Source organism: Vibrio sp. Sgm 5, from assembly GCF_026241575.1.
GTDB classification, from domain to species: Bacteria; Pseudomonadota; Gammaproteobacteria; order Enterobacterales; family Vibrionaceae; genus Vibrio; species Vibrio jasicida.
Genome location: NZ_JAPHPY010000003.1, coordinates 1 through 17,087, shown reverse-complemented (window position 1 = coordinate 17,087; position 17,087 = coordinate 1). Strand labels below are relative to the sequence as shown.

The 17,087-nt window shown below is 45.9% G+C and carries 30 protein-coding genes; 26 read left to right on the top strand and 4 right to left on the bottom strand.

Translation table 11 applies throughout. The features are described from left to right. The first annotated feature begins 2 nt into the window (after positions 1-2). From rplB to rplQ, 24 genes are all read left to right on the top strand, one after another. Positions 3-827 (top strand): 50S ribosomal protein L2, encoded by an 825-nt coding sequence (rplB, locus tag OQJ86_RS02485; protein WP_005435076.1) that lies wholly within the window; start codon positions 3-5, stop codon positions 825-827. Positions 828-848: 21 nt separating this feature from the next. After that, the gene (gene rpsS, locus OQJ86_RS02480) at positions 849-1,127 is read left to right on the top strand and encodes a 30S ribosomal protein S19 (RefSeq protein WP_005435078.1); all 279 of its coding nucleotides are present in this window, start codon (positions 849-851) and stop codon (positions 1,125-1,127) included. Positions 1,128-1,137: 10 nt separating this feature from the next. Continuing rightward, entirely contained in the window at positions 1,138-1,470 is a 333-nt protein-coding gene (gene rplV, locus OQJ86_RS02475; protein WP_005528535.1) for a 50S ribosomal protein L22, read from the top strand. An 18-nt stretch (positions 1,471-1,488) separates the two neighbouring features. After that, positions 1,489-2,187 carry a 30S ribosomal protein S3 gene (rpsC, locus tag OQJ86_RS02470; RefSeq protein WP_038864899.1) on the top strand — a complete coding sequence of 233 codons (699 nt, stop codon included), beginning with the start codon at positions 1,489-1,491 and terminating at the stop codon, positions 2,185-2,187. A gap of 11 nt (positions 2,188-2,198) precedes the next feature. Continuing rightward, on the top strand, positions 2,199-2,609 hold the full coding sequence (rplP, locus tag OQJ86_RS02465) for a 50S ribosomal protein L16 (RefSeq protein WP_005379577.1): 411 nt from the start codon (positions 2,199-2,201) through the stop codon (positions 2,607-2,609). Further along, entirely contained in the window at positions 2,609-2,800 is a 192-nt protein-coding gene (gene rpmC, locus OQJ86_RS02460; protein ID WP_004410456.1) for a 50S ribosomal protein L29, read from the top strand. Before rplP ends, rpmC begins: the two co-directional genes overlap by 1 nt. Further along, entirely contained in the window at positions 2,800-3,054 is a 255-nt protein-coding gene (rpsQ, locus tag OQJ86_RS02455) for a 30S ribosomal protein S17 (protein WP_038864900.1), read from the top strand. The genes rpmC and rpsQ overlap by 1 nt, the downstream gene beginning before the upstream one ends. A 162-nt stretch (positions 3,055-3,216) precedes the next feature. Continuing rightward, entirely contained in the window at positions 3,217-3,588 is a 372-nt protein-coding gene (gene rplN, locus OQJ86_RS02450) for a 50S ribosomal protein L14 (protein ID WP_005489425.1), read from the top strand. 13 nt (positions 3,589-3,601) lie between these two features. Continuing rightward, on the top strand, positions 3,602-3,919 hold the full coding sequence (gene rplX / locus OQJ86_RS02445) for a 50S ribosomal protein L24 (protein ID WP_005435084.1): 318 nt from the start codon (positions 3,602-3,604) through the stop codon (positions 3,917-3,919). A 23-nt stretch (positions 3,920-3,942) separates the two neighbouring features. Further along, positions 3,943-4,482: a 50S ribosomal protein L5 gene (rplE, locus tag OQJ86_RS02440; protein ID WP_005528536.1), complete on the top strand. Its 540-nt coding sequence runs from the start codon at positions 3,943-3,945 to the stop codon at positions 4,480-4,482. A 17-nt stretch (positions 4,483-4,499) separates the two neighbouring features. Next, complete coding sequence (gene rpsN / locus OQJ86_RS02435) at positions 4,500-4,805, top strand: 30S ribosomal protein S14 (protein ID WP_004410442.1); 306 nt, start codon at positions 4,500-4,502, stop codon at positions 4,803-4,805. Positions 4,806-4,834: 29 nt separating this feature from the next. Then, positions 4,835-5,227, top strand: a complete 393-nt coding sequence (gene rpsH / locus OQJ86_RS02430; RefSeq protein WP_005450567.1) for a 30S ribosomal protein S8 — start codon at positions 4,835-4,837, stop codon at positions 5,225-5,227. Between the two features lie 12 nt (positions 5,228-5,239). Continuing rightward, a complete protein-coding gene (gene rplF / locus OQJ86_RS02425) occupies positions 5,240-5,773 on the top strand; it encodes a 50S ribosomal protein L6 (RefSeq protein WP_038864901.1) in 534 nt (177 codons plus the stop codon). Positions 5,774-5,782: 9 nt separating this feature from the next. Beyond that, the gene (gene rplR / locus OQJ86_RS02420) at positions 5,783-6,136 is read left to right on the top strand and encodes a 50S ribosomal protein L18 (RefSeq protein WP_005435088.1); all 354 of its coding nucleotides are present in this window, start codon (positions 5,783-5,785) and stop codon (positions 6,134-6,136) included. Positions 6,137-6,150: 14 nt separating this feature from the next. Further along, complete coding sequence (gene rpsE / locus OQJ86_RS02415) at positions 6,151-6,654, top strand: 30S ribosomal protein S5 (RefSeq protein WP_005435090.1); 504 nt, start codon at positions 6,151-6,153, stop codon at positions 6,652-6,654. 7 nt (positions 6,655-6,661) lie between these two features. Continuing rightward, positions 6,662-6,838: a 50S ribosomal protein L30 gene (gene rpmD / locus OQJ86_RS02410; protein ID WP_000201159.1), complete on the top strand. Its 177-nt coding sequence runs from the start codon at positions 6,662-6,664 to the stop codon at positions 6,836-6,838. Positions 6,839-6,844: 6 nt separating this feature from the next. After that, positions 6,845-7,279 carry a 50S ribosomal protein L15 gene (rplO, locus tag OQJ86_RS02405; RefSeq protein WP_265985854.1) on the top strand — a complete coding sequence of 145 codons (435 nt, stop codon included), beginning with the start codon at positions 6,845-6,847 and terminating at the stop codon, positions 7,277-7,279. 20 nt (positions 7,280-7,299) lie between these two features. Then, positions 7,300-8,634: a preprotein translocase subunit SecY gene (gene secY, locus OQJ86_RS02400; protein WP_005435093.1), complete on the top strand. Its 1,335-nt coding sequence runs from the start codon at positions 7,300-7,302 to the stop codon at positions 8,632-8,634. Positions 8,635-8,673: 39 nt separating this feature from the next. After that, positions 8,674-8,787 carry a 50S ribosomal protein L36 gene (rpmJ, locus tag OQJ86_RS02395; RefSeq protein ID WP_000868186.1) on the top strand — a complete coding sequence of 38 codons (114 nt, stop codon included), beginning with the start codon at positions 8,674-8,676 and terminating at the stop codon, positions 8,785-8,787. A gap of 149 nt (positions 8,788-8,936) precedes the next feature. Beyond that, on the top strand, positions 8,937-9,293 hold the full coding sequence (gene rpsM / locus OQJ86_RS02390; RefSeq protein ID WP_038864904.1) for a 30S ribosomal protein S13: 357 nt from the start codon (positions 8,937-8,939) through the stop codon (positions 9,291-9,293). Positions 9,294-9,311: 18 nt separating this feature from the next. After that, complete coding sequence (gene rpsK / locus OQJ86_RS02385) at positions 9,312-9,701, top strand: 30S ribosomal protein S11 (RefSeq protein ID WP_001118870.1); 390 nt, start codon at positions 9,312-9,314, stop codon at positions 9,699-9,701. A gap of 27 nt (positions 9,702-9,728) precedes the next feature. Next, the gene (rpsD, locus tag OQJ86_RS02380; RefSeq protein ID WP_005383146.1) at positions 9,729-10,349 is read left to right on the top strand and encodes a 30S ribosomal protein S4; all 621 of its coding nucleotides are present in this window, start codon (positions 9,729-9,731) and stop codon (positions 10,347-10,349) included. Positions 10,350-10,373: 24 nt separating this feature from the next. Next, the gene (locus tag OQJ86_RS02375) at positions 10,374-11,366 is read left to right on the top strand and encodes a DNA-directed RNA polymerase subunit alpha (protein ID WP_005383143.1); all 993 of its coding nucleotides are present in this window, start codon (positions 10,374-10,376) and stop codon (positions 11,364-11,366) included. 26 nt (positions 11,367-11,392) lie between these two features. Continuing rightward, entirely contained in the window at positions 11,393-11,773 is a 381-nt protein-coding gene (gene rplQ / locus OQJ86_RS02370) for a 50S ribosomal protein L17 (protein WP_005383141.1), read from the top strand. A gap of 173 nt (positions 11,774-11,946) precedes the next feature. Here the strand turns inward: rplQ and OQJ86_RS02365 are convergent, their stop codons facing one another. Together OQJ86_RS02365 and OQJ86_RS02360 are read right to left on the bottom strand one after the other, a co-directional pair. Continuing rightward, the gene (locus tag OQJ86_RS02365; protein WP_265985813.1) at positions 11,947-12,426 is read right to left on the bottom strand and encodes a DUF2780 domain-containing protein; all 480 of its coding nucleotides are present in this window, start codon (positions 12,424-12,426) and stop codon (positions 11,947-11,949) included. A gap of 166 nt (positions 12,427-12,592) precedes the next feature. After that, complete coding sequence (locus tag OQJ86_RS02360; protein ID WP_039974661.1) at positions 12,593-13,213, bottom strand: FKBP-type peptidyl-prolyl cis-trans isomerase; 621 nt, start codon at positions 13,211-13,213, stop codon at positions 12,593-12,595. 232 nt (positions 13,214-13,445) lie between these two features. Between OQJ86_RS02360 and OQJ86_RS02355 the strand changes: the two genes are divergently transcribed. Beyond that, positions 13,446-14,045, top strand: a complete 600-nt coding sequence (locus OQJ86_RS02355) for a LysM-like peptidoglycan-binding domain-containing protein (protein WP_265985810.1) — start codon at positions 13,446-13,448, stop codon at positions 14,043-14,045. A 112-nt stretch (positions 14,046-14,157) separates the two neighbouring features. Here the strand turns inward: OQJ86_RS02355 and OQJ86_RS02350 are convergent, their stop codons facing one another. Both OQJ86_RS02350 and OQJ86_RS02345 read right to left on the bottom strand, forming a co-directional pair. Beyond that, positions 14,158-14,994: a DMT family transporter gene (locus OQJ86_RS02350; protein WP_104027637.1), complete on the bottom strand. Its 837-nt coding sequence runs from the start codon at positions 14,992-14,994 to the stop codon at positions 14,158-14,160. Beyond that, entirely contained in the window at positions 14,995-15,447 is a 453-nt protein-coding gene (locus OQJ86_RS02345; RefSeq protein WP_265985807.1) for a GNAT family N-acetyltransferase, read from the bottom strand. Between the two features lie 146 nt (positions 15,448-15,593). Between OQJ86_RS02345 and dbpA the strand changes: the two genes are divergently transcribed. Further along, positions 15,594-16,973, top strand: a complete 1,380-nt coding sequence (gene dbpA / locus OQJ86_RS02340) for an ATP-dependent RNA helicase DbpA (protein WP_265985805.1) — start codon at positions 15,594-15,596, stop codon at positions 16,971-16,973. The last annotated feature ends 114 nt before the right edge of the window (positions 16,974-17,087 follow it).

Genomic DNA, 17,087 nt, shown 5'->3' with positions numbered 1-17,087 from the left:
GAATGGCTATTGTTAAATGTAAGCCGACTTCCCCTGGTCGTCGTCACGTTGTTAAAGTTGTTAACGCTGACCTACACAAGGGCAAGCCATACGCACCTCTTCTAGAGAAAAACTCTAAGAACGGTGGTCGTAACAACAACGGTCGTATCACAGTACGTCACATCGGCGGTGGTCACAAGCACCACTACCGTGTAGTTGACTTCAAACGTACTAAAGATGGCATCCCAGCGAAAGTTGAGCGTCTAGAATACGATCCAAACCGTAGCGCAAACATTGCTCTAGTTCTTTACAAAGACGGTGAGCGTCGCTACATCCTAGCACCTAAAGGTGTTAACGCGGGTGATGTTATCCAATCTGGTGTTGATGCACCGATTAAAGCTGGTAACACTCTTCCAATGCGTAACATCCCAGTAGGTTCAACTGTACACAACGTTGAACTAAAACCTGGTAAAGGTGGTCAGCTAGCTCGTTCGGCTGGTGCTTACGCTCAAATCGTTGCTCGCGACGGTGCGTACGTAACTATCCGTCTACGTTCTGGCGAAATGCGCAAAGTTCTTTCTGAAGGCCGTGCAACAATCGGTGAAGTTGGTAACTCTGAGCACATGCTACGTGAACTTGGTAAAGCTGGTGCTTCACGCTGGCGCGGCGTACGTCCAACCGTACGTGGTGTAGTAATGAACCCGGTTGATCACCCACACGGTGGTGGTGAAGGTCGTACTTCTGGTGGCCGTCATCCAGTATCTCCTTGGGGTATGCCAACTAAAGGCTTCAAGACTCGTAAGAACAAACGCACTGACAAGTACATCGTACGTCGTCGTAACAAGTAATCTATATAAAGAGGAATCGCCATGCCACGTTCTCTCAAGAAAGGTCCTTTTATTGACCTACACTTGCTGAAGAAGGTAGAGAAAGCGGTGGAAAGCGGAGACAAAAAGCCTATTAAGACTTGGTCCCGTCGTTCAATGATCATCCCTACGATGATCGGTTTGACCATCGCTGTCCATAATGGTCGTCAGCACGTACCAGTATTTGTAACTGAAGAAATGATCGGTCACAAACTGGGTGAATTCGCACCAACACGTACTTACCGCGGTCACGCTGCGGATAAGAAAGCTAAGAAGCGTTAAGGAGTAAATGATGGAAGCTATTGCTAAACATAACTTTGCTCGCATTTCGCCTCAGAAAGCTCGCTTAGTTGCGGATCTAATTCGTGGTAAATCTGTTGACCAAGCTCTAGAAATCCTAACTTTCAGCAACAAAAAAGCTGCTGTTCTAGTTAAGAAAGTTCTAGAGTCTGCTATCGCTAACGCGGAGCACAACGAAGGTGCAGATATTGACGATCTGAATGTCGCAAAAATCTTTGTAGATGAAGGCCCAACCATGAAGCGTATTATGCCTCGTGCTAAAGGTCGTGCGGATCGTATCTTGAAGCGTTCAAGCCACATCACTGTTGTTGTAGCAGATCGCTAGAGACTAGGAGAGTAAGCAATGGGTCAAAAAGTACATCCTAATGGTATTCGTCTTGGCATCGTTAAGCCTTGGAATGCTACATGGTTTGCTAACACCAAAGATTTCGCTGACAACCTAGACGGCGACTTCAAGGTACGTCAGTTCCTTACTAAGGAACTACAAAAAGCATCTCTTTCACGCATCGTTATCGAGCGTCCTGCTAAGAGCATCCGTGTGACTATTCACACTGCTCGTCCAGGCGTTGTAATCGGTAAGAAAGGTGAAGACGTTGAGAAACTACGCACAGCTGTAGCAAAAATTGCAGGTGTACCAGCGCAAATTAACATCGCTGAAGTCCGTAAACCTGAACTTGATGCACAACTTGTTGGCGATAGCATCGCGTCTCAACTAGAGCGTCGTGTTATGTTCCGTCGTGCTATGAAGCGCGCGGTACAAAACGCAATGCGTCTAGGTGCTAAAGGCATCAAAGTGGAAGTAAGCGGTCGTCTAGGCGGCGCTGAAATCGCACGTTCTGAGTGGTACCGTGAAGGTCGTGTGCCTCTACACACTCTACGTGCAGACATTGATTACGCAACTTCTTCGGCTCACACTCAATACGGTGTGATCGGCATTAAAACTTGGATCTTCAAAGGTGAGATTCTAGGTGGTATGCCAGCAGCTAACGCTGTAGAGCCTAAAGGCGATAAGCCTAAGAAGCAGCGTAAAGGCCGTAAGTAAGGAGTCGACAGATGCTACAACCTAAACGTACTAAGTTCCGTAAGGTTCAGACAGGTCGTAACCGTGGTCTAGCTAAAGGTACTGATGTAAGCTTCGGCGAATTCGGTCTTAAAGCTGTTGGCCGTGGTCGTCTAACTGCTCGTCAAATCGAAGCGGCACGTCGTGCAATGACACGTCACGTTAAGCGTCAAGGTAAAATCTGGATCCGTGTGTTCCCAGACAAACCAATCACAGAAAAACCACTTGAAGTTCGTCAAGGTAAGGGTAAAGGTAACGTTGAGTACTGGGTAGCCCAAATCCAACCTGGTAAGGTTATGTACGAAATGGGTGGTGTACCTGAAGAATTGGCGCGTGAAGCGTTCCGCCTAGCGGCTCGTAAACTGCCATTCAAAACTACATTTGTAACTAAGCAGGTGATGTGATGAAAGCACAAGATCTACGCGAGAAAAGCGTTGAAGAGCTTAACGCTGAGCTATTGAATTTGCTACGCGAACAGTTCAACTTGCGCATGCAAGCTGCAACTGGTCAGCTACAGCAAACTCATACTCTGAAAGCTGTACGCCGTGATATCGCACGTGTGAAAACTGTTTTGACTGAGAAGGCAGGCGCATAATGAGCGAAGTAAAACGTACTCAACAAGGTCGTGTAGTTAGCGACAAGATGGACAAGTCTATCGTTGTTGCTATCGAACGCATGGTGAAACACCCAATTTACGGTAAATACGTAAAGCGTACGACTAAAGTACACGCACATGACGAAAACAACACTTGTGGCCTAGGCGACAAAGTTGAAATCGCAGAGTGTCGTCCACTGTCTAAGACTAAGTCTTGGACATTGGTAAAAGTCCTAGAAAAGGCGAAGATGTAATCTTCACTATTCTATAGGTAGGAAAGCGGCTCCAAAAAATTTTTGGGGCCGTTTATTTTTTGACTACCCAATCACAAAAAAGGGTGGTACAATCCGCGTCTCTTTTAAGAGGCAGCCCGACCCGTGATGGGTCTAGTTATTAATATTTAGCGGAGCACTAACATGATCCAAATGCAAAGTATGCTGGACGCAGCTGATAACTCAGGCGCACGCAGCGTAATGTGTATTAAGGTTCTGGGTGGCTCACACCGCCGTTATGCACATATCGGTGACGTCATCAAAGTTACTGTTAAGGAAGCAATTCCTCGCGGTAAAGTAAAGAAAGGTGACGTTATGAAGGCGGTTGTAGTGCGCACCCGTAAAGGCGTACGTCGTCCTGACGGTTCTGTCATTCGCTTCGACCGAAATGCTTGCGTACTGTTGAATAACACTACTGAGCAACCAATCGGTACACGTATCTTTGGTCCTGTGACACGCGAACTTCGTGGCGATAAGTTCATGAAGATCGTTTCACTGGCTCCAGAAGTTCTGTAAGGAGCACGTAGAAATGGCAGCTAAAATCCGTCGTAATGACGAAGTAATCGTTCTTGCTGGTAAAGACAAAGGCAAGAAAGGTAAAGTAACTAAGGTCCTAGCAACTGGTAAAGTTATCGTTGAAGGTATCAACCTTGTTAAGAAACACCAGAAACCTGTTCCTGCACTAGGTATCCAAGGCGGTATCGTAGAGCAAGAAGCAGCTATCGATGTTTCTAACGTGGCGATCTTTAACGCAGCTACTGGTAAAGCTGACCGTATCGGTTTCCGTTTTGAAGATGGTAAGAAAGTTCGTTTCTTTAAATCTAACAACGAAATCGTTTCTAACTAATAGAAGTAATTTGGAGTTCTACTATGGCGAAACTGCATGATTACTACAAGTCGTCTGTAGTCGCTGAACTGACCAAACAGTTTAGCTACACAAGCGTCATGCAAGTCCCTAGAATCGAGAAAATCACCCTAAACATGGGTGTTGGTGAAGCAATCAACGATAAGAAACTGCTAGAAAACGCAGCTGCTGATATGGCAACGATCTCTGGTCAAAAGCCACTTATCACTAAAGCTCGTAAATCTGTTGCAGGTTTCAAAATCCGTGAAGGCTACCCTATCGGTTGTAAAGTAACCTTGCGTGGCGAACGTATGTGGGAATTTTTAGAGCGTTTAATCTCTATCGCACTTCCACGTGTACGTGACTTCCGTGGTGTTAGCGCTAAGTCTTTTGACGGTCGCGGTAACTACAGCATGGGCGTTCGCGAGCAAATCATCTTCCCGGAAATCGACTTTGATAAAGTTGATCGAGTACGCGGTCTAGACATCACTATTACGACGTCTGCTGGTACTGATGAGGAAGGCCGTGCTCTGCTGGCTGCCTTTAACTTCCCATTCCGTAAGTAAGGTGAAGGGTTACTGTTATGGCTAAAAATTCAATGAAAGCACGTGAAGCAAAACGTGCGAAGCTAGTAGCTAAGTTCGCTGAAAAGCGTGCAGCGCTAAAAGCTATCATCAGCGATGTAAACGCATCTGAAGAAGATCGTTGGAATGCGGTTCTTACACTGCAATCTCTTCCACGTGATTCAAGTGCATCACGTCAGCGCAACCGTTGTAACCAAACTGGTCGTCCACACGGTTACCTACGTAAGTTCGGTCTAAGCCGTATTAAGGTTCGTGAAGCTTGCATGAAAGGCGAGATTCCGGGTCTTCGTAAGGCTAGCTGGTAATTGCCACTTAATCATTTGGAGTAAATCATATGAGCATGCAAGATCCGATTTCGGATATGCTGACCCGCGTTCGTAACGGTCAGGCAGCAAACAAAGTTGCTGTTAAAATGCCTTCTTCAAAGCTTAAAGTTGCAATTGCTGCACTACTAAAAGCTGAAGGTTACATCGTTGACTTCGCTGTTGAAGGCGAAGCAAAACCTGAGCTAGAAGTTACACTTAAGTACTTCCAAGCAAAACCAGTAATCGAGCAACTTAAACGTGTTTCTCGTCCAGGTCTACGTGTTTACAAGAAGAAAGATCAACTTCCTTCTGTAATGGGTGGTCTTGGTATTGCTATCGTTTCAACTTCCAAGGGTCTTATGTCAGACCGCGCTGCACGTAAAGCAGGTCTTGGTGGTGAAATCATCTGCTACGTAGCTTAATAGGAGTAGAATATGTCTCGTGTTGCTAAGGCACCTGTCGCTATTCCAGCTGGCGTAGAGGTGAAACTAAACGGCCAAGAAATCACTGTAAAAGGTGCGAAGGGCGAACTAACACGCGTTGTTAACAATGCAGTTGTTGTTGCTCAGGAAGAAAACAACCTAACTTTCGGTCCTAAAGAAGGTTTTGCTAACGCATGGGCACAAGCTGGTACAGCTCGCGCTCTAGTTAACAACATGGTTGTTGGTGTTACTGAAGGCTTTACTAAGAAGCTAACTCTTAAAGGTGTTGGTTACCGTGCTGCTATTAAAGGCAACGCTGTAGGTCTAACACTAGGCTTCTCTCACCCAGTTGAGCACGAGTTGCCAGCGGGTATTAAAGCTGAATGTCCAAGCCAAACTGAAATCATCATTACTGGTTGTGATAAGCAACTAGTTGGTCAAGTTGCGGCTGACATTCGTTCTTACCGTCAACCTGAGCCTTACAAAGGTAAAGGTGTTCGTTACGCAGATGAAAATGTGCGTACTAAAGAAGCTAAGAAGAAGTAAGGTAACACTATGGATAAGAAAGCATCTCGCATCCGTCGTGCTACACGCGCACGTCGTAAGATTGCAGAACTGGGTGCGACTCGCCTAGTTGTACACCGTACTCCTCGTCACGTGTACGCACAGGTTATCGCGGCTAATGGCTCTGAGGTTATCGCAGCAGCTTCTACTGTAGAAAAAGCGATCCGTGAGCAAGTGAAATACACTGGTAACGTTGATGCAGCTAAAGCAGTAGGTAAAGCTGTTGCTGAGCGCGCTCTTGAAAAAGGCGTAACTGCAGTTGCATTTGATCGTTCTGGTTTCCAATACCACGGTCGAGTAGCGGCGCTAGCAGAATCTGCTCGCGAAGCTGGTCTGAAATTCTAAGGTAGGGTTGGAAGATGGCTAAAGAACAACAAGTTCAAGCGAATGATTTGCAAGAAAAATTAATCGCAGTTAACCGTGTTTCTAAAACGGTTAAAGGCGGTCGAATCATGAGCTTCACTGCACTAACAGTAGTTGGTGACGGTAACGGTCGTGTAGGTTTCGGTTACGGCAAAGCTCGTGAAGTACCTGCAGCGATTCAAAAAGCAATGGAAAAAGCGCGTCGTAACATGACTACTATCGCGCTAAACGAAGGCACTCTTCACCACCCAGTGAAAGGTCGCCATTCGGGCTCTAAAGTTTACATGCAGCCTGCTGCTGAAGGTACTGGTGTTATCGCAGGTGGTGCGATGCGTGCAGTACTAGAAGTTGCTGGTGTACACAACGTACTATCTAAAGCATACGGTTCTACGAACCCTATCAACATCGTTCGTGCAACGATCGATGCACTAGGTAGCATGAAGTCGCCAGAAATGGTTGCTGCTAAACGTGGTCTAACTGTTGAAGCTATTTCGGAGTAAGAACACCATGGCAACTATTAAAGTAACTCAAACTAAAAGCTCAATTGGTCGCCTGCCAAAGCACAAAGCTACTTTGCGCGGTCTAGGCCTTCGTAAAATCAACCACACAGTAGAACTTGAAGATACTCCGTGCGTGCGCGGTATGATCAACAAGGTTTACTACATGGTTAAAGTTGAGGAGTAATCAGAAATGCGTTTGAATACTCTATCACCGGCTGCTGGCTCGAAAACTTCTCCGAAGCGTGTAGGTCGTGGTATCGGTTCTGGCCTAGGTAAAACTGGTGGCCGTGGTCACAAAGGTCAAAAGTCACGTTCTGGCGGCTCTGTTCGTCCAGGTTTTGAAGGCGGTCAAATGCCTCTAAAACAACGTCTACCTAAATTCGGTTTCACTTCTCGTAAGAGCCTAGTGTCTGCTGAAGTTCGTCTAGCTGAGCTAACGAAAGTAACAGGTGACGTAGTTGATCTTAACAGCCTAAAAGCTGCTAACGTTATCACTAAGAACATCGAATTCGTTAAGATCGTTCTTTCTGGTGACCTAAGCAAAGCTGTGACTGTTAAAGGTCTACGCGTGACTAAAGGCGCTAAAGCTGCAATCGAAGCTGCAGGCGGTAAAATCGAGGAATAATCTCGAGGAACGAGGTACAGATGGCTAAGAAACCAGGACAAGATTTTCGTAGTGCTCAGAGCGGCTTAAGTGAACTAAAGTCGCGCTTGTTATTCGTAATTGGTGCACTTTTAGTATTCCGAGCCGGCTCATTTGTGCCGATTCCTGGTATTGACGCTGCTGTACTTGCCGATTTGTTCGAACAGCAAAAAGGTACCATCGTAGAAATGTTTAACATGTTCTCCGGTGGTGCACTTGAGCGTGCATCTATATTAGCATTGGGCATCATGCCGTATATTTCGGCATCTATTGTTGTCCAATTGCTAACTGTAGTTCATCCAGCGTTAGCGGAACTCAAGAAAGAGGGTGAAGCAGGCCGTCGTAAGATCAGCCAATATACACGCTACGGCACGCTTGTACTTGCAACATTCCAAGCTATTGGTATTGCAACTGGCTTACCAAACATGGTCGACAATCTGGTTGTAATGAACCAAACCATGTTTACGCTAATTGCTACCGTAAGTTTAGTAACCGGTACCATGTTCCTAATGTGGTTAGGTGAACAAATTACAGAGCGAGGAATCGGTAATGGTATTTCCATTCTGATTTTTGCAGGTATTGTTGCTGGATTGCCTTCTGCAATCGGTCAAACAATCGAGCAAGCGCGTCAAGGTGAATTGCATGTACTTCTTCTACTGTTAATCGCGGTATTAGCTTTCGCAGTAATTTACTTCGTTGTTTTCATGGAACGTGGTCAACGCCGAATCGTCGTTAACTACGCTAAGCGTCAACAAGGTCGTAAAGTATTTGCTGCACAGAGCTCGCATCTGCCACTTAAAATTAATATGGCAGGTGTTATTCCAGCGATTTTCGCATCAAGCATTATCCTGTTCCCAGGAACACTGGCTCAGTGGTTTGGTCAGAACGGTGAGAGCAGCGCGTTCGGTTGGTTAACTGACGTGTCTTTGGCTCTTAGCCCAGGTCAACCTCTGTATGTAATGCTTTATGCAGCAGCGATTATCTTCTTCTGTTTCTTTTACACGGCGTTGGTTTTCAACCCGCGTGAAACAGCGGATAACTTGAAGAAGTCCGGTGCATTCGTACCCGGTATCCGCCCAGGTGAGCAGACAGCGAAGTACATCGATAAAGTAATGACACGTTTAACCCTAGCGGGCGCACTGTACATTACCTTTATCTGTCTGATTCCCGAGTTCATGATGGTCGCGTGGAACGTACGTTTCTACTTCGGCGGTACATCACTACTTATCGTAGTCGTTGTTATCATGGACTTTATGGCACAGGTACAGACTCATCTGATGTCTCAACAGTATGATTCTGTGTTGAAGAAAGCGAATCTGAAAGGCTACGGTCGTTAATAGCGACGGTAGACTCAGTTTCAATTACGGAGTTTAGCAATGAAAGTTCGTGCTTCCGTTAAAAAAATCTGCCGTAACTGTAAAGTAATCAAGCGTAACGGTGTCGTTCGCGTGATTTGCAGTGAGCCAAAGCACAAACAGCGCCAAGGCTAATTAGCAGAAATTTTTACTTGAAAACGAAGGTTAGGTCGAGTATATTCCTCGGCCTACCTTTTGCGTGCAAAAGAAGTAGTATCCCGCAGCGTATCCATAACGGGCTTTGCTGCGGCTAATTCTTTTATAGAACCACTTAGGAGTGAATAATGGCCCGTATAGCAGGCATTAACATTCCTGATCAGAAACACGCTGTAATCGCTCTAACAGCGATCTACGGCATCGGTAAAACTCGCTCTCAAGCTATCCTAGCTGAAGTGGGTATTGCTGAAGATGTTAAGATCAGTGAACTAACTGAAGATCAGATCGATCAACTGCGTGATGGTGTAGCTAAGTACACTGTAGAAGGTGATCTACGTCGTGAAGTATCTATGAACATCAAGCGTCTTATGGACCTTGGCTGTTACCGTGGTCTTCGTCATCGTCGCAGTCTACCACTACGTGGACAGCGTACTAAAACCAACGCTCGCACCCGTAAGGGTCCGCGTAAGCCGATCAAGAAATAATCGGGAAGGTAGAGTACAATGGCTAAACAACCAACTCGCGCTCGTAAGCGCGTACGCAAGCAAGTTGCAGATGGCGTTGCGCACATCCATGCTTCTTTCAATAACACAATCGTAACCATTACTGACCGTCAAGGTAACGCTCTAGCTTGGGCTACTGCAGGTGGTTCTGGTTTCCGCGGTTCTCGTAAGTCTACTCCGTTCGCTGCACAGGTTGCTGCTGAGCGTTGTGCTGAAATGGCTAAAGAATACGGTCTAAAGAACTTGGAAGTTATGGTTAAGGGTCCTGGTCCAGGTCGTGAATCTACTGTTCGCGCTCTGAACGCTGCTGGTTTCCGCATCACAAACATCGTTGATGCTACACCAATCCCTCATAACGGTTGTCGTCCACCTAAGAAACGTCGTGTATAACGTTTTTTAGATTACTGGAGAAAGATCATGGCAAGATATTTGGGTCCTAAGCTGAAGCTTAGCCGTCGTGAAGGCACTGACTTATTCCTTAAGTCTGGTGTTCGCGCGATCGATACCAAGTGTAAAATTGATAACGCACCAGGTGTACACGGCGCTCGTCGCGGTCGTCTATCTGAGTATGGCGTTCAGCTTCGTGAGAAGCAAAAAGTTCGTCGTATGTACGGCGTTCTAGAAAAACAATTCCGTAACTACTACAAAGAAGCTGCACGCCTTAAAGGCAACACAGGTGAGAACCTGCTTCAGCTTCTTGAAGGTCGTCTTGATAACGTAGTTTACCGCATGGGCTTTGGCGCAACTCGCGCAGAAGCACGTCAGCTAGTTAGCCACAAAGCTATCCTAGTTAACGGTAAAGTTGTAAACGTTCCTTCTTTCAAAGTAGCGGCTAATGACGTTGTTTCTATTCGCGAGAAAGCTAAACAGCAAGCTCGTATTAAAGCGGCTCTAGAAGTTGCTGAACAACGTGAAAAACCAACTTGGATTGAAGTAGATGGTGGCAAGATGGAAGGTACATTCAAGCGTATGCCTGAGCGTTCTGATCTATCAGCTGACATCAACGAACAATTGATCGTCGAGCTTTACTCTAAGTAAGGTTTAAACTAAAGAGAGGACACAATGCAGGGTTCTGTAACAGAATTTCTTAAGCCACGTCTAGTTGACATCGAACAAATCAGCTCGACTCACGCAAAAGTAACTCTTGAGCCATTAGAGCGTGGCTTTGGTCATACTCTGGGTAATGCACTTCGCCGTATCCTTCTATCTTCTATGCCAGGTTGTGCTGTGACAGAAGTAGAAATCGAAGGCGTACTTCATGAGTACAGCACTAAAGAAGGCGTACAAGAAGATATTCTTGAAATCCTTCTAAACCTTAAAGGTTTGGCTGTACGCGTTGCCGAAGGCAAAGATGAAGTGTTCATTACTTTGAACAAATCAGGCTCGGGCCCTGTGGTTGCAGGTGACATCACCCATGATGGTGATGTAGAGATCGCTAACCCTGAACACGTTATTTGTCACCTAACGGATGACAATGCTGAAATCGCAATGCGTATTAAAGTAGAACGTGGTCGTGGTTATGTTCCAGCTTCTGCGCGTATCCATAACGAAGAAGACGAGCGTCCAATCGGTCGCCTACTAGTAGATGCTACTTACAGCCCTGTAGACAAAATTGCCTACGCTGTAGAAGCAGCTCGTGTAGAACAGCGCACTGATTTAGACAAGCTAGTTATCGATATGGAAACAAACGGTACTCTAGAACCTGAGGAAGCAATCCGTCGTGCAGCTACTATCCTAGCTGAACAATTGGATGCGTTCGTAGATCTTCGTGATGTACGTGTACCTGAGGAGAAGGAAGAGAAGCCAGAATTCGATCCGATCCTACTGCGTCCTGTAGACGATCTTGAACTAACAGTTCGCTCTGCTAACTGTCTGAAAGCAGAAGCGATTCACTACATCGGTGATCTAGTACAACGTACTGAGGTTGAGCTACTTAAAACGCCTAACCTTGGTAAAAAATCTCTTACTGAGATTAAAGACGTACTTGCGTCACGTGGTCTGTCTCTGGGCATGCGCCTAGAAAACTGGCCACCTGCATCAATCGCTGAAGATTAATCGATACTAGTTAGAAGGATTAGGTCATGCGCCATCGTAAGAGTGGTCGTCAACTCAACCGCAACAGCTCACATCGTAAAGCGATGTTTAGCAACATGGCTAGCTCTCTAGTACGTCATGAAGTTATCAAGACTACTTTGCCAAAAGCAAAAGAGCTACGTCGCGTAGTTGAGCCTTTGATTACACTAGCTAAGACTGACAGTGTTGCTAACCGTCGTCTAGCATTTGCACGTACTCGTGATAACGAAGTAGTTGCAAAACTGTTTAACGAACTAGGTCCACGTTTTGCTGCTCGTCAGGGCGGTTACACTCGTATCCTAAAAGCTGGCTTCCGTGCTGGTGATAAAGCTCCAATGGCTTACATTGAGCTTGTAGATCGCCCAGCTGCTGAAGAAGCTGCTGAGTAATCTCAGTTCGTAAGAACAAAAAAAGCCGAGCAATAGCTCGGCTTTTTTGTGTCTGAAATTTGTTTCCTAGAGATAATCGAGTATCGAAATTTTCTCTTTACCTTTAGCGGACTCACTCCCTTATCTCACATTTAAAATCACTACTGCTGGTTTTAAGTTTCTGATTTACGTTTTTAGCTTTCCGCTCCCCAAAGTCCACTAAGGGAATTTAGCAACCCTTCACTTGCACCTTGGTCGCCTAAGTATCCTAAAATGACTGGAGCAAACTGGCTGATCATCGATGGGTCTAAGCCTAGTTTGTCGAAAGTGCTTTGGACAGCGCCTAAGTTTTCAATGCTCCCAAGTAGACTTTGAGCCCCTCGTAAATTTTCCATTCCCGGGATGAGCGATTGAAGCTCACTGCTATTCTGATCCGATAATTGGCCTTGCGCTAGAGCTAACAGTGCACCTGTGCCGCCGGCAGCTTGCTCAGTCGAGACGGGAAGTTGGCTCGTCAATAAATCCGTCAGCGGTGAAGATTCCACACCCATTCCCTCACTGACCATATCCATCAAACCACTTTGGGTATCTTTATCGGTAACGGCATCGAGAAAAGCGTGGGCAGTACCAATGCTCATTGAGAGCAAGGTTAAGGTGAGAAGAGTTTTACGCATAATACCTCCGTGTGGCTTGCGATTATTATTGTTGTTTCTTAGCCCAAGCATTTAGAGGTTACTTGGGAGACTACTCAAGATCGTTGAGCTCAAGTCTGTTTATTCTAGACAAAAAAAGCGGCGCTAGTGAGCGCCGCTTCGAATTTGTTATTGAGAGAGGTCTCAATTATAGGATGTCTAGTAGTTCTACTTCGAATACTAGAGCTGCAAATGGAGGGATTGCAGCACCTGCGCCACGCTCACCATATGCAAGGTCTTGTGGGATGTATAGTTTCCACTTAGAACCAACAGGCATTAGTTGAAGTGCTTCAACCCAGCCTTTGATTACGCCAGTTACTGGGAACTCAGCTGGTTGGCCACGAGAAACAGAGCTGTCGAATACAGTACCGTCAGTTAACTCACCGTGGTAGTGAACGCGAACTTGAGCTGCAGCTGTTGGGATTTCACCAGTACCTTCAGTGATGATTTCGTACTGAAGACCAGATTCAAGAACGTTTACTTCCGGACGTAGAGCGTTGTCTTTTAGGAAAGCTTCGCCGTCAGCTGCTGCTGCTTTTGCTGCTTCTTGACGAACGGCTTCTGCGCGAGTGTGAAGCTCTTGCAGTGCGTTGTTGATTTCGTCAATTTCGATTGATGGCATGTCGCCAGTTAGTGCTGTAGCGATACCTGCTGCGATAGCGTCAACGCTTAGACCTTCTAGACCAGAACCAGCAAGTTGCTGACCCATTTGCAGACCAATACCGTAACTTGCTTTCTGCTCTGCAGTTTCAAATTTAATTTCAGACATGAATGTCGCTCTTATTAGGAGTGATAAAGGTAACAGGATAGCAGTTTCGCGCTTAGGTTTAAATGATTGCGCATCAATGTGTCGATGTGAGGTTTAGGGTGTGACTTATCTCTTACTCCAAGTGAAATTTCTGCTAATTTACGCCAAATTACATTTTACTTTGGCGAAAAACATATACTCTCCGCGCTGGTATTTTTATACTGACACTAGAAGTATTAAGGGACTCATCAGAATGAATCGTCGCAGAAAGAAAAAGCAGCAAGTCGACCAAGTCGAGTTGATGAAGCAGAAATTCGCTGCTATCGACTGGAAGCAGCCTTTCAATAAAGAAAAGTGGCAAGAGCGAATGCAACCTGTCACCGAATTTTGGCATCGTCTTCCAAAGCTACATCAGCGAGCTTTAATGGTATTGGTACCTGTGGTGCTGGTACTTCTGATTATTCCAGTACCTAAAGATACTGAGCAGCTGATCGAGCCCCAAGCTGAGAAAGAGACTCAACGTGTGGCGATTCAACTTAACGCGCAAAGCTTGAGTGAGCAACGCTCTGCACAAAACGCAGAGCAAAAATCGGAACAGTGGAAAGAATACACGGTGAAAAATGGTGATACTCTTGCTCAAGTGTTCCGTAGTAATCAGCTTTCGATGGGCGATTTGAATGCCTTGGTGAAAATTGAAGGCAGCGACAAGCCGCTAAGTCGAATCAAGCAAGGGCAATTAGTCCGCTTTAAGTTCGCTGATGATGGTAAGCTAGACATGCTGCAACTAGAAAAAAGTGGTGAGTCGGTGATGTTTTTCCGTTTATCTGATGGCACATTCGGTCGCAATAAGTAACGTTAAAGAAGAACTCCTAGAAGGCGCGATGATTCGCGCCTTTTTTGTTTCTAACTACTCGTTGCTTGTTCTCTGCCATTTACTATCCTTTTGTCTTGTTCCTGTTAAGAGGTTAGTTCCTTTTCTTATTCCAAGGAAGAAGAGGCAACACGATCATCAAAATTCCCACTGCAGTGAGCCAGTCTGGAATCTCATCAAACCACCATATTCCAAAGAGTGTCACGAATACGAGCCCTGAGTATTCCGCCAAGGCAATCTCTCCGGCGGGGGCTTTTTGATATGCCAATACTGCCAGACCGTTATAGCTCAAAATACAGATCGCACTCGCGATTACCAGCGTTAGTTCCTGCCAAGTCATAGGTTGCCAATAAACCCCAGCTAATAGCGTCGACACAGGCAGGGAGAATAAGGTTGTCCACCAAAGCGTTGTGACGACAGATTGTTCGCTAGGCAGTTTTCTTACCAATATATTGAACATCGCCAGCGTGGTTGCTGTACCGAGTGCAAACAACGCAGCCCAATGGAAGTGATTTGGCCGGAGTACCACTAAGACACCAAAGAAACCAAAACCAGTCAGTAATACTTTTCTTAATGCTGGATGCTCTTTGAGAAACAGTACTGACAGTGGCAACATTAGAATTGGTGCGGCGTAAAAGACGGCGTTGGCGGTTGCGAGGGGTAGGTAAGTGACTGCGACCATCATGCACCCGCTACCAATCAATATTAGGTGTGCTCGCAACAAAGTAATAGGAACTTGCTTGAGGATGCGTTTACTTGGGTTTTGTTTGAGGTAAAAAGGTAAGAGGATCAACAGTGAAGCCAATTGGCGCACAAACATGTATTGGAAGGGGGAAATTCCACCTTCGATCAGTTTAACGGCAACATCGGAAAGTGATGCTGCCAAGTTACCGATAACCAGTAAGAATAGCGCCAAATGATGAGGTGACATTTAGTTTACTCGGCGCATATCCACATGAGGGATACCATCCTCAAGGTAGCTTTCAGAAATAACTTCAAAGCCATGAGTCGCATAGAAAGCCACCAGGTGTTCTTGTGCGCCGATATCTATCGTTTGACCTGCCCAAAGCAGTTGGCACCGTTGTAAGGCTTGCTCAAGTAGTGTATGTCCCAGACCTCCGCCTCGTGCACTTTGTTTCGTCACCACACGACCAATACTCACATTGTCGTAAGTGGTGCCTGCAGGTAATAAACGAGCACAAGCGACGAGTTCATCTCCGTTGTAACCCAACAAGTGATAGACACCATCAAGCGTATCTTTGCCATCGAGCTCTGGGTAGGGACAAGTTTGTTCTACGACAAAGACATCCACACGCAAACGCAGCATTTCATACAGTTGAGTCGTGGTCAGTTGAGTAAAAGGGAGGGCTGTCCAGTTGATCATTTCCAGTATCCATTAATAAGCGAATGCAGCTGACTTTACGTCGTTTTCTGCTATTACTCATTAACAATGGTTAATTTTAACTGGTCTTCGTGACAAATCTGGCGATAATGTGCCCTCTTTTCCATCCCACCTGAGGATATTTCCCTGTGAGCAAACAAACTTTTGACCAAGTAGGGCTTAATCCAGCGCTACTAGAGACGCTTGAATCATTGAACTACACCCATATGACGCCAATTCAAGCGTTGAGCTTACCTGCGATTTTGAATCAGCGCGATGTGATTGGTCAGGGTAAAACAGGCTCAGGTAAAACAGCGGCATTTGGTCTCGGCGTATTATCAAACCTCAACGTAAAGCGTTTTCGCGTGCAGTCGTTGGTGCTATGCCCAACCCGTGAGTTGGCTGATCAGGTGGCGAAAGAGATCCGTACACTAGGTCGCGGTATTCACAACATTAAAGTTTTGACCTTGTGTGGCGGTATGCCAATGGGGCCTCAAATTGGTTCTCTAGAGCATGGTGCACACATCTTAGTAGGTACACCTGGACGTATCCTTGATCATCTAGATAAAGGCCGCATCAACCTTGAAGAGTTAAATACGCTCGTGTTGGATGAAGCGGATCGCATGCTCGATATGGGGTTCCAAGATGCGTTGGATGCGATCATTGATGCAGCGCCTAAACAGCGCCAAACTTTATTGTTTAGTGCGACATTCCCAGAAAAAATTGAGCAGATTGCTCAACGTATCATGCAATCGCCAGAAATGATTAAAGTGGAAGCGACACACGATACATCAAGTATCGCGCAATACTTTTACAAGGTAGAAGGCTCGGAAGCTCGCGATGAAGCGCTGGCTAACCTGTTACTGACTCACCAACCGGAATCAGCTGTTGTGTTCTGTAACACCAAAAAAGAAGTGCAGAACGTGACCGATGAGTTGCATCATAAAGGGTTCAGTGTAATTGACCTTCATGGTGACCTTGAACAGCGTGAGCGTGACCAAACATTGGTTCAGTTTGCGAACAAGAGTGTTTCTATCCTGGTCGCAACCGATGTTGCCGCTCGTGGTCTTGATGTAGATAACCTTGATGCGGTATTTAACTTTGAATTGTCTCGTGATCCTGAGGTTCACGTGCACCGTATCGGGCGTACAGGTCGAGCGGGTAGTAAAGGCTTAGCATTTAGCTTCTTTGGTGAGAAAGATGGCTTACGCGTTGCTCGTATCGAAGAATACTTGGATATGGATGTGATGCCAGCGACATTGCCAGCAAAGTCAAACCAGCAACCATATCAGGCGAAAATGGTGACCATTAATATCGATGGTGGTAAGAAACAGAAAGTACGTGCTGGCGATATTCTCGGTTGCTTAACGGGCAAAGGCGGCATTACTGGTGCGCAAGTAGGTAAAATTCAATTGATGGCGATGCGTTCTTATGTGGCTGTTGAGAAGTCTGCCGCGAAGAAAGCATTGCAAACCATCAGCAACGGCAAGATGAAAGGTCGTCAATTTAGAGCTCGAATTCTGAAGTAGAGCGTTATTTTTAAAATAAAAGCGGCTACTTAGGTAGTAATGCCAGTCAGTTAAGCTGACTGGCATTTTTCTTTTTCCAGATTGGATACTTTGCTGATTTGTAACGGAGAACTC

Bases quoted from the DNA above. Each gene is read 5' to 3' on its own strand.
- rplB (WP_005435076.1), top strand. From the start codon at position 3: ATGGCTATTGTTAAATGTAAGCCGACTTCCCCTGGTCGTCGTCACGTT.
- rpsS (WP_005435078.1), top strand. From the start codon at position 849: ATGCCACGTTCTCTCAAGAAAGGTCCTTTTATTGACCTACACTTGCTG.
- rplV (WP_005528535.1), top strand. From the start codon at position 1,138: ATGGAAGCTATTGCTAAACATAACTTTGCTCGCATTTCGCCTCAGAAA.
- rpsC (WP_038864899.1), top strand. From the start codon at position 1,489: ATGGGTCAAAAAGTACATCCTAATGGTATTCGTCTTGGCATCGTTAAG.
- rplP (WP_005379577.1), top strand. From the start codon at position 2,199: ATGCTACAACCTAAACGTACTAAGTTCCGTAAGGTTCAGACAGGTCGT.
- rpmC (WP_004410456.1), top strand. From the start codon at position 2,609: ATGAAAGCACAAGATCTACGCGAGAAAAGCGTTGAAGAGCTTAACGCT.
- rpsQ (WP_038864900.1), top strand. From the start codon at position 2,800: ATGAGCGAAGTAAAACGTACTCAACAAGGTCGTGTAGTTAGCGACAAG.
- rplN (WP_005489425.1), top strand. From the start codon at position 3,217: ATGATCCAAATGCAAAGTATGCTGGACGCAGCTGATAACTCAGGCGCA.
- rplX (WP_005435084.1), top strand. From the start codon at position 3,602: ATGGCAGCTAAAATCCGTCGTAATGACGAAGTAATCGTTCTTGCTGGT.
- rplE (WP_005528536.1), top strand. From the start codon at position 3,943: ATGGCGAAACTGCATGATTACTACAAGTCGTCTGTAGTCGCTGAACTG.
- rpsN (WP_004410442.1), top strand. From the start codon at position 4,500: ATGGCTAAAAATTCAATGAAAGCACGTGAAGCAAAACGTGCGAAGCTA.
- rpsH (WP_005450567.1), top strand. From the start codon at position 4,835: ATGAGCATGCAAGATCCGATTTCGGATATGCTGACCCGCGTTCGTAAC.
- rplF (WP_038864901.1), top strand. From the start codon at position 5,240: ATGTCTCGTGTTGCTAAGGCACCTGTCGCTATTCCAGCTGGCGTAGAG.
- rplR (WP_005435088.1), top strand. From the start codon at position 5,783: ATGGATAAGAAAGCATCTCGCATCCGTCGTGCTACACGCGCACGTCGT.
- rpsE (WP_005435090.1), top strand. From the start codon at position 6,151: ATGGCTAAAGAACAACAAGTTCAAGCGAATGATTTGCAAGAAAAATTA.
- rpmD (WP_000201159.1), top strand. From the start codon at position 6,662: ATGGCAACTATTAAAGTAACTCAAACTAAAAGCTCAATTGGTCGCCTG.
- rplO (WP_265985854.1), top strand. From the start codon at position 6,845: ATGCGTTTGAATACTCTATCACCGGCTGCTGGCTCGAAAACTTCTCCG.
- secY (WP_005435093.1), top strand. From the start codon at position 7,300: ATGGCTAAGAAACCAGGACAAGATTTTCGTAGTGCTCAGAGCGGCTTA.
- rpmJ (WP_000868186.1), top strand. From the start codon at position 8,674: ATGAAAGTTCGTGCTTCCGTTAAAAAAATCTGCCGTAACTGTAAAGTA.
- rpsM (WP_038864904.1), top strand. From the start codon at position 8,937: ATGGCCCGTATAGCAGGCATTAACATTCCTGATCAGAAACACGCTGTA.
- rpsK (WP_001118870.1), top strand. From the start codon at position 9,312: ATGGCTAAACAACCAACTCGCGCTCGTAAGCGCGTACGCAAGCAAGTT.
- rpsD (WP_005383146.1), top strand. From the start codon at position 9,729: ATGGCAAGATATTTGGGTCCTAAGCTGAAGCTTAGCCGTCGTGAAGGC.
- OQJ86_RS02375 (WP_005383143.1), top strand. From the start codon at position 10,374: ATGCAGGGTTCTGTAACAGAATTTCTTAAGCCACGTCTAGTTGACATC.
- rplQ (WP_005383141.1), top strand. From the start codon at position 11,393: ATGCGCCATCGTAAGAGTGGTCGTCAACTCAACCGCAACAGCTCACAT.
- OQJ86_RS02365 (WP_265985813.1), bottom strand. From the start codon at position 12,426: ATGCGTAAAACTCTTCTCACCTTAACCTTGCTCTCAATGAGCATTGGT.
- OQJ86_RS02360 (WP_039974661.1), bottom strand. From the start codon at position 13,213: ATGTCTGAAATTAAATTTGAAACTGCAGAGCAGAAAGCAAGTTACGGT.
- OQJ86_RS02355 (WP_265985810.1), top strand. From the start codon at position 13,446: ATGAATCGTCGCAGAAAGAAAAAGCAGCAAGTCGACCAAGTCGAGTTG.
- OQJ86_RS02350 (WP_104027637.1), bottom strand. From the start codon at position 14,994: ATGTCACCTCATCATTTGGCGCTATTCTTACTGGTTATCGGTAACTTG.
- OQJ86_RS02345 (WP_265985807.1), bottom strand. From the start codon at position 15,447: ATGATCAACTGGACAGCCCTCCCTTTTACTCAACTGACCACGACTCAA.